This is a genomic window from Erysipelatoclostridium sp. An15, from assembly GCF_002160675.1.
GTDB lineage: Bacteria > Bacillota_I > Bacilli_A > Erysipelotrichales > Coprobacillaceae > Thomasclavelia > Thomasclavelia merdavium.
In genome coordinates this window covers 13516-27479 of record NZ_NFLA01000039.1, presented here as the reverse complement: position 1 = coordinate 27479, position 13964 = coordinate 13516, and the positions used below count along the sequence as shown (strand labels likewise).

The 13964-nt window shown below is 28.8% G+C and carries 14 protein-coding genes; 4 read left to right on the top strand and 10 right to left on the bottom strand.

Annotated features, from left to right (window positions below; translation table 11 throughout):
- The first annotated feature begins 185 nt into the window (after positions 1-185).
- The 4 genes from B5E92_RS11490 (at position 186) to B5E92_RS11480 (ending at position 2240) form a co-directional block, all read left to right on the top strand.
- Positions 186-869, top strand: a complete 684-nt coding sequence (locus B5E92_RS11490) for a hypothetical protein (protein WP_087302319.1) — start codon at positions 186-188, stop codon at positions 867-869.
- Positions 866-1600 (top strand): ATP-binding protein, encoded by a 735-nt coding sequence (locus B5E92_RS11485; protein ID WP_087302317.1) that lies wholly within the window; start codon positions 866-868, stop codon positions 1598-1600. The genes B5E92_RS11490 and B5E92_RS11485 overlap by 4 nt, the downstream gene beginning before the upstream one ends.
- Before the next feature lie 141 nt (positions 1601-1741).
- A complete protein-coding gene (locus tag B5E92_RS15930; RefSeq protein WP_255376225.1) occupies positions 1742-1864 on the top strand; it encodes a hypothetical protein in 123 nt (40 codons plus the stop codon).
- Positions 1865-1886: 22 nt separating this feature from the next.
- A complete protein-coding gene (locus tag B5E92_RS11480; protein ID WP_158095227.1) occupies positions 1887-2240 on the top strand; it encodes a TnpV protein in 354 nt (117 codons plus the stop codon).
- 244 nt (positions 2241-2484) lie between these two features.
- Here the strand turns inward: B5E92_RS11480 and tet(44) are convergent, their stop codons facing one another.
- The 10 genes from tet(44) to sufB form a co-directional block, all read right to left on the bottom strand.
- Complete coding sequence (tet(44), locus tag B5E92_RS11475) at positions 2485-4407, bottom strand: tetracycline resistance ribosomal protection protein Tet(44) (protein ID WP_087302314.1); 1923 nt, start codon at positions 4405-4407, stop codon at positions 2485-2487.
- 49 nt (positions 4408-4456) lie between these two features.
- Entirely contained in the window at positions 4457-4984 is a 528-nt protein-coding gene (locus tag B5E92_RS11470) for a PadR family transcriptional regulator (protein WP_087302312.1), read from the bottom strand.
- Between the two features lie 12 nt (positions 4985-4996).
- Positions 4997-5347 (bottom strand): VOC family protein, encoded by a 351-nt coding sequence (locus B5E92_RS11465; RefSeq protein ID WP_087302310.1) that lies wholly within the window; start codon positions 5345-5347, stop codon positions 4997-4999.
- 454 nt (positions 5348-5801) lie between these two features.
- Entirely contained in the window at positions 5802-6305 is a 504-nt protein-coding gene (locus B5E92_RS11460) for a prolyl-tRNA synthetase associated domain-containing protein (protein WP_087302308.1), read from the bottom strand.
- A 52-nt stretch (positions 6306-6357) separates the two neighbouring features.
- Positions 6358-7200: a hypothetical protein gene (locus tag B5E92_RS11455; protein ID WP_087302306.1), complete on the bottom strand. Its 843-nt coding sequence runs from the start codon at positions 7198-7200 to the stop codon at positions 6358-6360.
- The gene (locus B5E92_RS11450; RefSeq protein WP_087302304.1) at positions 7185-7838 is read right to left on the bottom strand and encodes a sporulation protein YunB; all 654 of its coding nucleotides are present in this window, start codon (positions 7836-7838) and stop codon (positions 7185-7187) included. Before B5E92_RS11450 ends, B5E92_RS11455 begins: the two co-directional genes overlap by 16 nt.
- A gap of 30 nt (positions 7839-7868) precedes the next feature.
- Positions 7869-10448, bottom strand: a complete 2580-nt coding sequence (locus B5E92_RS11445; RefSeq protein ID WP_087302302.1) for a cation-translocating P-type ATPase — start codon at positions 10446-10448, stop codon at positions 7869-7871.
- Positions 10449-10549: 101 nt separating this feature from the next.
- Complete coding sequence (locus tag B5E92_RS11440; RefSeq protein WP_087302300.1) at positions 10550-11959, bottom strand: lipopolysaccharide biosynthesis protein; 1410 nt, start codon at positions 11957-11959, stop codon at positions 10550-10552.
- Positions 11960-12029: 70 nt separating this feature from the next.
- A complete protein-coding gene (locus tag B5E92_RS11435; protein WP_087302298.1) occupies positions 12030-12560 on the bottom strand; it encodes a 5-formyltetrahydrofolate cyclo-ligase in 531 nt (176 codons plus the stop codon).
- A complete protein-coding gene (gene sufB / locus B5E92_RS11430) occupies positions 12553-13959 on the bottom strand; it encodes a Fe-S cluster assembly protein SufB (protein WP_087302296.1) in 1407 nt (468 codons plus the stop codon). Before sufB ends, B5E92_RS11435 begins: the two co-directional genes overlap by 8 nt.
- Positions 13960-13964 lie beyond the last annotated feature (5 nt).

Below are 13964 nucleotides of genomic sequence, written 5' to 3'. Positions count from 1 at the left end.
CCTGTATTTGAATACAGAAGATTCTATCAAAAAAGATAACCTTAGGATAGTTTTTCATTGCCGAAACTGGTAATTATTATACCAACCTTTTTGGTTATCTTTATTTTACTATTAACACTCAGATTATTGCAAGATTGAGAAATTTTAGATTCTCAAGCATAGAGGAAGCAAATGAATGTATATTGGTGGAACTGGATAAAATCAACAGAAAACCATTTCAAAAACGAGAATACAGCAGAAGCTTTGTTTATTTAAATGAGGAGCTTCCCTATCTAAGATCACTTCCGGAGTTTCCCTATGAATTTGCTGAATGGAAGAAAGCTATTGTCAACTATAACTACCATATCAGCTTCGAAAAAAATTTCTATTCTGTCCCCTATAGATTTCTACGAGAAAAGGTAGATGTGCGTGTTTCTAGAAAGATGATTGAAATTTATCATCATGGTTCTAGAATCGCCAGCCATCCTAGATTGAATGGGGTAGTCAATCAATACTCTACAATGGAAGATCACATGCCTGACCATCATAAGCTTTATACTGAATGGAATGGTGAGAGATTTAAAAAATGGGCTGAAAGAATAGGCCCATTCACCTGCAGAATCATTACTCAAAATCTTGAAAGTGTTAAAATTGAGGAACAAATGTACCAAAGATGTATGTCAATTTTAAAACTTAGTGATAGATATCCATCGGATCTGATAGAAGAAGTATCAGAATCTATACTTGAAAAGCGAGTGACCTGCAGCTACAAGAATTTTAAATCATATCTTGATTATCTACAAGATAGAAATAATAAACTAGCAGAAGAAAAAGAAAACAATGAAGGTGCACTGTTAAGAGGTGCAGATTATTACGGAGGTAAAAAATGATTAATCAAACATACGAAAAGTTATTAAGCTTAAAATTACATAAAATGGCTGAAATCTACAAGGAACAGTGTAACAGTCAAGCTTTCAAGGAACTTTCGTTTGATGAAAGATTGGCATTCATGGTTGATGAAGAAGTCAATGACAAATATAATAATCTTGTCACGGGTATACAAAGAAGATCAAAAATAAAAATGATGAACGCAACGCTGGAAGATATACAATATTACCCTGACCGAGAGCTTGACAAGGAACTCATCATGAAACTATCAACATGCAGTTATATTGATGATCATATCAATGTCATTGTCATTGGTGCAACTGGAAGTGGAAAGACATATATTGTTTCGGCATTAGGAAATGCCGCATGCAAGAAAGCAAAAGTTGTAAAGTATATAAGATTGCCGGATTTATTGTTTGAATTGGATCAGGCAAGACGAAATGGAAAATATAAGCCAAAATTAAGATTATATGCAAGAGCTGAAGTTCTTATTATTGATGAATTTTTACTTAATCCAACAACTCAGGAACAACAGGGCGATATCCTTGAACTGTTGGAATTAAGATATGATAGTCATACAACAATTATTGCTTCACAATTCACACCAGATGGATGGCATAAAAATCTAGGTGGAGGAGCAATAGCTGATGCCATACTTGATAGAATAGTATCATCTTCGTATACCATTCATATAAAGGGCGACAAATCAATGAGAGCACGAAAAAAGAATTAATAAAAAAATGTCACTATGGTCAAATCTATAGTGACTATTTTTATCATCACACTAGTGTGATGACGTCATCAAATGAGTGAAACGCTGTCATCTTTTTAGTGAAATACTCATAAATATTCAAATGAATTTTTAGAATATTTTATGTCAAAATCAAGAGAACATTTATATGTTGATGGCATTATTAGTTGCCCTTATGTCGAAGAAAACAAATTAAAAGATATTTTAATATTAGTACCTAAAAAAGATATTGCAGTCACAAATTAAATAAAGAAATGGAGAGATGAAAATGAAATTAATTTATACACGAAATGGAGATTATTTATTTCCAAACTTAACTATAAAAAATCAAAGTACTAATGGAATAAACAAATATGGATATTTAAGATTACGCTATTTGAAAGAAAATAAAAAAGCACTTTATACCACACTTTTAATGACTAATGAACTTACTAATCATCTTATTTCAGTCAGTAAAAATAGTGAAGATAGATTACAAATATTAATGGAAAATTACAAAAATTCAGATAAAAAACTATCTGAAAAAAATAAAGAGATTAATCATATAAAATGGTCAAAACTTATGAACAATTACAAAAATAAGGCTGAAGAAATTATATTAAATGATCTTGTTTTTATATAAACAGAGGTTAAAAAAGAGGAAAAAATTATAAAAATAATTTGATCCTCTTTTTATATTTTATTTAATGTGGGAGTAATTTTATTGTCTAGCCAGCACTGAATTTATACTCCCGTATAAATTCTACTATGGGAAATCCCAAACCCTTATATTAAAAAATAAAATTAATTATAAAAAAAGAGCCTATCATTTCTGATAAGCCCATAAATTGTCTGCTTAATAAATTGTAATTTTAGTGAATAGTAACTTAATTTTCTTTTTTATTAAACATATGGCGTACTTTATCTATTCGATTATTTGGTCTACGTGATTGAATAACTGGTTCACAAGTAGCAATTTGATAATCTTTTAATTCTGTCAAAAAAACTGCTTGCCCATTTGTATATAGAGTTAAAGTATTACGATATTCATTAATACAACGTACAGGAATATGTCCTGTAAAAATAACTTCATCATTTTTTGATTGACTTGTTTCAATTATTGCACAATGTTTTTGTGCATCTTTATATGCACGAGAAAAGTATCCCTCTGGTGTAAAAAGTATAAACGAAAGATATGGCTCTAATAATTGCGTTCCCGCTTTTTTCAATGTTTGTTCAAGTACAATTGGGGCAAGAAAGCGAAAATCCGAGGGAGTACTAACAGGGCTATAATAAACACCATATTCAAAACATATTTTACAATCTGTCACTTTCCAACCATACAATCCTTGCTCCAGTCCATAATTAATACCTTCTCTTACTGCATTTTGAAAACTTTGATTTAAATAACCGAGTGAAACTTTGCTTTCGTACTGTATTCCAGTGCCAATTGGAAGTGGAGTTATTGATAATCCAATTGATGCCCAAAATGGATTTGGTGGTACTTCAATATGAATAGTATAATCTGCCTTTTGTAATGGCTTTTCCAAATAAATTACGGTTGGATCTTCGATTCTTATGTTTATGTGATATTTTTCAATCAACAGAGAACAGATAACTTCTAACTGCACTGTTCCTAAAAAAGAAATGATGATTTCATGTGTTATCGTATCAACATAATAACGTAAAAGAGGATCAGTATCTGCAATTTCTGTAAGAGCATCCAATAATTTTTCTCTCTCTTCTATTTTTATCGGTTCAATTCTTGTTCGTAGTATTGGTACAGTCTTGTCATTCCATACATTGCATGGCAAAATCTTTTCATTTCCTATAATATCGTTCAATCTTAATGTATTGTTAGGTATAATAAAAATATCTCCAGAACAAACTATTTTTGTCTGTATCATTTCCCCATTTGAAGGAATATATATTTCTGTAAGTTTCATTTTCTTTTTTTCTGGCAACATAATTGTATCTCGTAAGTGTAATGTTCCACTATAAAGACGCAAATAAACTAATCTTTGCTTATGGTCTGTATATTCAATTTTAAAAACTCTTCCACATAGTTCTGAATCATTCTCATTCATTTCAGAACAAAAAAGATTTGAAATAGCTTCGATAAGTTGTTGAGTCCCTATATTATTTCTAGCACTTCCATGGTATATAGGAAACAACGAACCTTTTTTAACACACCTATATTCTTCATACATTAATTCTTGTATAGTCAATTTTTCTCCTACAATATATTTTTCTAAAAGTTTATCATTTTTGGAAATTACAGGATCCCAATCATCTAAATCAATGATATTTTTAATTGATATTTCTGGAGTTAATGTTACATTTTGCATAACAATAATATCATTTGAAAGTTTTTCTTTGATATTTTGATAAATATTATTTAAGTTAATTCCATCCTGATCTATTTTATTTATAAAAATAATTGTTGGTATATTCATTTTTTGAAGTGCATGGAATAGTATTCGGGTTTGTGCTTGTACACCATCTTTAGCAGAAATTACTAAAATTGCTCCATCAAGAACAGATAAGGAACGATACACTTCTGTTATAAAATCTGTATGTCCAGGAGTATCTACAATATTGATTTTGTAGTCATTCCAATTAAAAGAAGTAACTGCTGCCTGAATTGTGATTCCACGCTGACGTTCTAAAAACATAGTATCTGTCCTTGTTGTTCCCTTATCTACACTGCCTAATTCTAAAATTGCTCCACTTGTATAAAGCAGACTTTCCGTTAAGGTCGTCTTTCCTGCATCTACATGAGCAAGAATACCAATGTTGATTATTTTCATGGAATTTCCCTCCCTACAAATTTATCTTTTAACTTAAAATCAATATTTGCTAATTTTGTTCTTTTAAACTATTCTCAAAATCAATTATCCACTTTTCTAATGTTTCTACTAATGCTAATTGTTGTTTGAACATTTGTTTTCCAACATTAGGAATATGTTGTCTATGAGAACGTCTTTCATTTAGTAATTCTTTTAATTCTAATATCTTTGATTTTATATTAGAAACAAGAATCTGTTTTTGTTCATCATCTACTAAATCTAAATTCGTGATAATAACATTAAAATCCAAATATAGACTAACATCAGAATTTGAAATATCATTCATAAGTTTATTAAAATAATCATTACCTTTGTTAGTAATAGTATATATTGCTTTATCTGGCATATTTCCCTCTTTCTCTTTATGGCTAACAATATATTCTTTTGATTCTAATTGTAATACTTTCTTATAAATAGACTGTTCACTAATTTTTACCCATCTTGGTATATTACGATATTCTATATTTTTTTTAATATCATAAGCACTTTGTGATTTTTGTTTAATAAGTCCTAATAATACCAAATCTATATTTGACATAATCTCTACTCCTTACTTAATATAATCTGTAACGCCAAGTCTATTTCCAAATGGATCTTCAAACTCGACTGCATTACCAGTTCCAATTTTAAAAGGCTCACTCAAAAATTTTATATCATTATTCAACATTTCTTTATAGAAGATTGCAACATCTTCTACTTCAAACCATATTGTAGGCTTTAAATTCTCAAATTTATTTTTGTCTTTTAAAATTATTGCAGGTTCTTCATTTCCAATATTATAAGCAACCATTCCCTTATCAGAGAAATCAAATTTCTTTTTTAACCCCAATATTTCCTCATAGTATCTTTTTGCTTCTTCCATATTATCTACAGGAAGAAAATAATTGTCATAATTTTTCATATATTTAATGTCCTCCTTTCTACTATAAACTACACTACTATATTTTATAGTAGTTATCGTTAAAAGTCAATATATAATAAAAAAATAGATTAGTTGCACTGAACTAATTTATTTGTATAACTGCCTGTCGTACAAAAAAGACTGTCATTACTGACAATCTTTTTGGTAAATTACTATTTATCATCTTAATTTCACCAGTAATTTTATAATAATATTATATCATTTTATTTTATTTTTTTATATAGTTCTACAAAAATTATTTTTATTTATCTGGACGGAGATATTTGTTTTTCATATCAACTATTAGTTCATCTAATTTATCTATATTTCCATTGAAATTTAATAATAATTCATATATAATATTCTTAGAAAGAGAACATAGTTCGTAACTTGTATGCTATTCGCTCCATTAAATAAGTAACTTACAAACATTGTGTTTGTAAGTTTTTTTATTTTATATACCATTATCATTTAATTCAATAAAACAATGTCTATTACCATTTGATTCGATTACTTTTAATAAATCAGTAAAAGATAAATAAATCGTAGCTGTATTAATATTAGGATGAATACCAATTTTTATCATCTTTTCAATTTCTTTATCAATTATAACATCAACAATTTTATCATGGTCATTTAATATCCCCAACGGGCTAACAGCACCCTTTTTCAAACCTAAATACTTATTTAAATCTTCTTCACTTGCAAAAGTTAAGCGTCGTGATTTAAGAACTTTTCTTAATTTTTTTAAATCGAGCTGTTGATCATTTTTTAATAAAACAAGATAATAATGTTGTTTTTTATCATCAGTTAAAAATAAATTTTTTAGTACAAAACTAATATCAATTTCATTAATTTGATTAATTTCATTAATTGTATAAACCGGTTTATGTTTTATTAACTGGTAATCAATATTTAAATTATCTAATCTAGTTAAAACCTTTTCAATCACTTCCATAACAATACCTCTTTTAAATCATAACTAAATAGTAACATTATATCTTTTGATGTCAATGTTCTAACCAGGCTATTCGTGGTAATTTTACATAATTATTTAATAAATCAATAGCTATAATAAGTCGTTGTCTTTCATAATCAATATTTTGATACATTAATAACAGTTTCTTTTTAATCTGCAAATCATTACAATCCTCGTTTATCGCTAGAGCCATAAATTCACTTGGAAACAATAAACGAGCATATAAATATATTATTTCATTACTACTAAGATTTCCCTTTTTAATATAATTATCTAATTGTTCGATACCAATTATTCCCTTTTTATAACTGCTTGCAAGATCTTTTATTCGCGAAGCAAAAATAAGATTATTTGGATTACACAAATCCTCATAACAATCATTAAAATAAAAGTGTTCAACTCCTAAATGAAATACTTCTTCATTAATCATATTTAAAATACTTATCGCGGTTTCCCCTAATCCTTGATAATAATAAAACAAGATAATAAAATGTTCAAAATGACTAATTCTTGAAGCATAATTGCCCAGTTTACTTTTAGCTTGATCTAAAATTGTACACCAGCTCTCTTTTATTTTTATAATTTCAATCGTTTTATTAATCGATTGTAAAGATAGATTAATAAAACTATCAAGAAGATACTCTTCTATTTGATAAGTATACAACATGTAATCCATAGAAATTGGATGATTAAAACAATTCATTACTACCTGAAATCCATTCAACCCTAGAGCATTAACATAATAAGGATAATAATTAGTAAAATTATTAACTTGATTAAAATAATATAATTGTCCTTGATATTCAAAATAATCACTTTCTTTATCTAAAGAAACTTGATAAAAACGTTGCAAGATATCTAGTTTTGATACCAATTTGGCACCTCACCTTCTATTACTTCCATCACAAGTGGATAATCATATTTATGTGAAAATTCTTCATTATAAAAGGGAAATAACACCATCAATCTAATTTTAATAACTATCTTTAACGAAACCATAACATGATTAACACCATAGTTTTCTATATTTTCCTCAACTGTACTAGTAATAGCACTAATAGTTTTATATTTAAGATTTATCTTTGGTCCAACATTAGCCAAAAAAGGATTATCAGTTAAAAGACCTAGTCTGATAGTTGCAATTACCCCACCATTATCGCTCATTTGCTGCAATTTATTTTGATAAAACGAATTATCTTCTTTTTGATAGGTGCCTGCTTCAATTGAATAAAAAAGATCTTCTAACTGATTTACTAATTTTGCTCCAAGACTTGAAGCATAGTTAGTATTAAAATTAATAGCGACGATTTCATCACCATTACGGCTTATCGCAATTAAATCATCATGTTCTAATTCTACTGGAAATGGTGTATTATTGATGATCATCTGACAAAAACGATTAACTTCTTTACTGGCAATTGTTTTTAACGCTGGCGTAATACTAATACAAACTAATTGAACTATAATTGCCAAGACTATTATTATAATCAATGATATATATCGTTTTTTCATTTAATCACCAGTATATTATACTATGATCAACTAAAAATTATGTCTAGAAGCTATCATCTTATAAAACTGGATAATAATACTAGGTAAAGTCGCAAAAATAAAAATCATTGCTAATTGTCTCAACGTTAATTCACTAATAGAAAAAAATGAATGAAAATTAGGTGAAATAAGAATCCAGATTAAAAGAAGTCCTCCCATTAAAAATGCCAGTAAACTATAATAATTTAACGGTAATTTAATTAGTGGTAAATCACTACGACAATTAAAACCATGTAACAATCGCGCTAAACATAGAGTGCCAAAAGCCATTGACGAAGCAGTTAATTCATTATTTCGAAGTCCCATAAAATAACTCAACATCGTAAAAATACTAATGATTAAACCTTCAAAGCCAACTTGTAAAATTGTTTCTTTATTTAATAACGATTTATTGATATTCCGTGGTTTTTGTTTTAGAATTTCCTCATTTCCTTTTTCCATCCCAATTGCAATTGCTGGCAATGAATCAGTTATTAAATTAATAAATAGTAGATGAACCGGTAAAAAAGGTGTCGGTAAGATTAAAAATGAAGTTACTAATACACAGATAATCGCTGATAAATTACCCGATAATAGATAAATAATTGCATTTTTTATATTAGTATAAACAATTCTCCCCGTCATTATTGCTTTAACGATAGTAGCAAAATTATCATCAGTTAAAACCATACTTGCTCCATCTTTAGCAACTTCACTTCCTGTAATCCCCATTGCTACCCCTACATCGCTTTGTTTTAAAGCCGGAGCGTCATTTACCCCATCACCGGTCATAGCAACAACCTTCCCACTTTTTTGCCATGCTTTAACAATTCTAATCTTATGTTCAGGAGCAACACGGGCATAAATAGAAATTTGTGGTAAATAAGCATATAGCTGATTATCAGTCATTTTATCTAATTGTTTACCATCGAGACATTTATCGCCAGGTTTATATATTCCAATTTGCATAGCAATACTACAAGCTGTCGTGGCATGATCCCCAGTAATCATAATCGGTTTTATTCCAGCATTAATACAATCTTGAACTGCTTGAAAACTTTCAGGCCGTGGTGGATCTATTAACGCCACTAAGCCGATAAAAACTAAATCGTATTCATCTTGAATCGTCAAAGTATTACGATAAAATTTTTTGTAAGCAAAACCTAAGACTCTTTTACCCTCACTAGCTAAAAAATCATTTTGCTCTAAAATTTTCTTTTTATCTTGATTAGTTAAAATCTCTTTATAGCCATCATTTAAAATAGTTTTGCAACGATTTAATAAAACATCAGGTGCTCCTTTAGTATATAAATGATTATTTGAAGCAACACTCATTAATTTTCGTGATGAATCAAAAGGAAGTTCTAAACGACGCTTTGTTTTTAGATCATAATCATGGTTAAAACAATAGTTATGATACGCTTCTAACAAAGCAATTTCTGTAGGATCACCAATATTTTTACCATTTGAAATTGATGCATTATTACAGATTGCAAAAGACTTCAATAAAATATTATGATTATATTCACGATGATTCAACTCACTAATTTTAATTCTTCGATCACGAGTATATATATCAGTAGCTTCCATTTTATTCTGTGTTAATGTACCTGTTTTATCTGAACAAATAACCGATATACACCCTAAACTTTCTACCGCATTTAAATTCTTTATAATCGCATTTTCTTGAGCCATTTTTTGCGTAGAGATGGATAATACAATCGTTACAATTGATCCTAAGGCCTCAGGAATAGCTGCCACAGCTAAAGCAACAGCCACCATTAAGGCATCTAATAATTGTTCTTTAGCAAATAAAACATCCATCACCAAAACAAAAATACAAATAACTATGATCCCAATTGATAATCTTAATGAAAATTCATCTAAAGACTTTTGTAAAGGCGTTTTTCTTTGCTTAGTTTCATTAAGCATAGTTGCTATTTTACCAATCTGGGTATTCATTCCTATTTTAGTTACAACATAGCTGCCACTTCCATTTGTAACTAAGCTACCCGAAAAGACCATATTATTCATATCAGCAATCGAACATTCATGGTGTAAAGGTAACGTTTGTTTTTCGACACTTTCTGATTCTCCGGTTAACGCACTTTCATTTATCATTAAGTTATTAGCTTCTATTAAACGACCGTCACCTGAAATTACATCGCCTGCTACAATAACAACAATATCGCCTATTGTTAACTCATTTGCTAGTATTTCCATTTTCTTTCCTGAACGGATTACTTTAACTTTAGGAATTGATAATTCTTTTAAGCTATTAAGTGATTTTTGCGCTTTTACGCTTTGAATAGTCCCTAATATTGCATTTATAGTAATTACTACAATAATTACTAACGTACTTTCAATTTCGCCAGTAAACGCTGATATCAAAGCCGCAACAATTAAAATAATTACTAAAAGATCTTTAAACTGATCAATAAATATTGAAAACACACTCGGTTGTTTACTTGCAACAATTTCATTTTTACCATGTTTCTGCATTCTAATTAACGCTTCTTTTGAATTAAGACCCTGATCATTTACTGATAATTCATGTTGTACTTGACTAAAAGTTTTTTGATAAGCTTCCATTATATCCTCCTCACTATATCCTTAAATTAAAATATATAAAAAAGAAAATAAAAAAAATGTTAAAATTTAATGCTATCACTAAATTTTAACATTTATAAAACTTATCTTTTTTTAATAAAAGAACGAATCATCCTTATGAATACATCACCAGAAATGAAATAAGCAAAAATAACAGCAAACACAATATTAACAATCCATAATTTCAAATCAATAGATAAAGCTAAAAGCATTGAAATCACAAAAACAATAATTGTTAAAGTAGTCAATCGTTTATTAATTCGAAGCCGACAAAAACGGCGATTTAAATCAATAAAACGATACCCCGCTAAAAATAAGTTAGCAATCAAAGTAGAAATTACGGCAGCTTGAACTCCAATAATATTAATAAAAACAACATTAATAATAATATTGATTGCTGCTGAAATTGTAGTAGTAACTGCCATATTTTTAGCACTCTTTACAGCCACATAAATACTACCAAAAAACTGTGAAAAGCAATAGAAATACATCGCTAAAATCAAAGTTGGTGTATATAAATAAGCACTCTCTAAAGATTCATTACGATTTAAGATCATGAAAAGAAATGGCGAAACAGCTAGTAACAATATTGATCCCGCTGAAACAATACAAAACAACATTTTAAACATTCGATTATAGTATTGAGCACTATCAGGATCGTTAACACTTCTTGTTGCTGAATCTGTCCATGCTAAGTTAAAAGCTGGATATAAAATAGTAACGATTGAAGGAATCTTATTTGCTAATGCATAGATACCATTGGCACTAGCTCCTAAAAAGATATTAATGATCCAACGATCTGATAATTGATTAATATACCAAGATACCTGATTAGGAATAAATGGTAAGGCATAGCTTAACATTTTAGACGCAAATCCAAAATCTATATATTTAAAACGAATATATTTGAAAACATTACAAACACATAATACATATAAAAAGCCAACAACATCAGCAGCAACTAAAGCAATTAATACCCCGATATATCCTGTTTTTAACCACAATAAACAGATTGATACAACAATAAAGTTTACAAAAACTACTAATGCTGCTAAAAAAGAATATTCTTTATATTTTGAAAATGCTCTTAAAACAAATCTAGAAGTAGTTGCAATAATTTCAATCCAAATATAACCGATTATAAAAAGTTTCAATGGACCTTCAAACATATTAATTGGAACAAACAAGCATATTATTGCTGCTAAAATCATCATTATAAAGATAATTAAATAGCCATTAGTAATCGTTTTTCGTTGTTCTTCTTCACTTTTAGCATCAACCAAAAATCGAAATAGTGCTTGTTCTAATTGTAATGTACATAGTGGTACAATAAAATTTAAGATTGTTGATGTAACTAAATCAATTTGCCCATATTGAGCACCAGTAGTACTACTCGTAATTATAGGCGTCGTTAATAAATTAATAATTCGTGGTAAAAAAGTTCCCACAGCCATTATTAGTGTATTTTTGATCAAACTCTTTTCTCTCGACATATTTTCACCCTACTTTTATATTTACCATTGTTAAAAAACAACTACATACCATATTATAACAAAATCGTTTCTATTTTTCATCAATAATTGTACTAATTGGTAAATCAAAGGGTTCTACCGGTAACAATGGTACTTTTTGAAAACTAAAAGCCAAACCTATTATCTTGCCTTTATAGTCTGATAAATAACGATCATAATAGCCACCTCCATAGCCTAAACGATTATTAAAACAATCGTAAGCAACAATGGGTACGATCATTAAATCAATTTGATCTTTACTTATAAAATGATGATTATCAGGTTCTAAGATTTTCATATAATTAGGCTTTAATTCATCAAAAGATTTAATTTGATAAAAATTCATCTCTTTATCTTCAATTTTAGGAACACAAATATTTTTATTACTTAGCATCTCTTTAATTAAAGAAATTGTATTGACTTCATTACGAAATGAAACATAAATACCAATAGTTTTAGCTTTGATAAAATCAGGATGTTGTTTTAACTTACTAATAATAAAATTAGATTTAGTAGTGTAATTTACACTATCTAAATCTAATCTTGCTTTTATCATTTGTTTTCTTAAACTAGATTTATCCAATTCCCTTATCTCCAAAATCCAATTTAATTAAACGATTCAATTCAACAGCATATTCCATTGGTAATTCACGAGAGAATGGTTCAATGAAGCCCATAATAATCATATCCATCGCTTCTTCTTTTGTTAATCCACGACTCATCAAATAAAATAACTGTTCTTCAGAAATCTTAGAAACCGTTGCCTCATGTTCAATAATTGAATCATTGTTACGCATCCAGTTTACCGGTACTGTATCACTAGTTGACATCTCATCTAATATCAAAGTATCACATTCTACTTTACTTTTAGAATTATAAGCATTTTTACCATGTTGTACCATTCCACGATAATTAACCTTTCCACCTTGACGAGATACCGATTTAGAAACAATACTACTTGATGTATTTGGTGCTAAATGAATCATCTTAGATCCTGAATCCATGATTTGATCATTTGCAGCTACTGCAATAGTAATACATGAGCCCTTAGCTCCTTCTTCCATTAAAACACAAGTAGGATATTTCATCGTTACAGCGCTACCAATATTTCCATCTACCCACTCCATTGAACCATTTTTATAAACTTTAGCTCTTTGGGTAACAAGGTTTAAAATATTGTTAGACCAATTTTGAATCGTTGTATAACGACATTTTGCCCCTTCACCAACAATGATTTCAACTACACCTGCATGTAGTGAATCTTTTGAATAATTTGGTGCTGTACATCCTTCAACATAATGAATATCGGCACCTTTATCAACGATTATTAAAGTTCTTTCAAATTGAGCCATTCTTTCAGCATTAATTCTAAAATATGACTGTAATGGTTTATCTAATTTAACTCCTGGTGGTACATAAATAAATGAACCTCCAGACCAAACGGCACCATTTAATGCCGAAAACTTATTGTCATTGTAAGGAATAACTGTATCAAAATATTTTCTAAACAATTCTGGATATTCTCTAAGACCACTATCAATATCCAAGAAAATAACACCTTTTTCAGTTACTTCTTTTAACATGTTATGATAAACAACTTCAGATTCATATTGAGTACTAACTCCAGAAAGATATTTTTGCTCTGCTTCAGGAATCCCAAGTTTTTGGAAAGTTTCTTTAATTGTATCTGGTACATCTTCCCAATCATTGGCCTGTTTATCACTTGGACGAATATAATATGTATATTCATCAAAGTTTACACGACTCAAATCAACACCCCAGGTTGGCATTGGTTTTTCCATAAAACAACGATATGATTTTAAACGATATTCAAGCATCCATTCAGGTTCATTTTTTATTTGAGAAATTTCTCTAATAATATCTTCATTTAAACCCTTTGGTGTTTTAAAAACAGAAACATCGCCATCATTAAAACCATAAGCATAATCTTGATCAGGAATTTCTTTTTTTATATCATCCATATAAT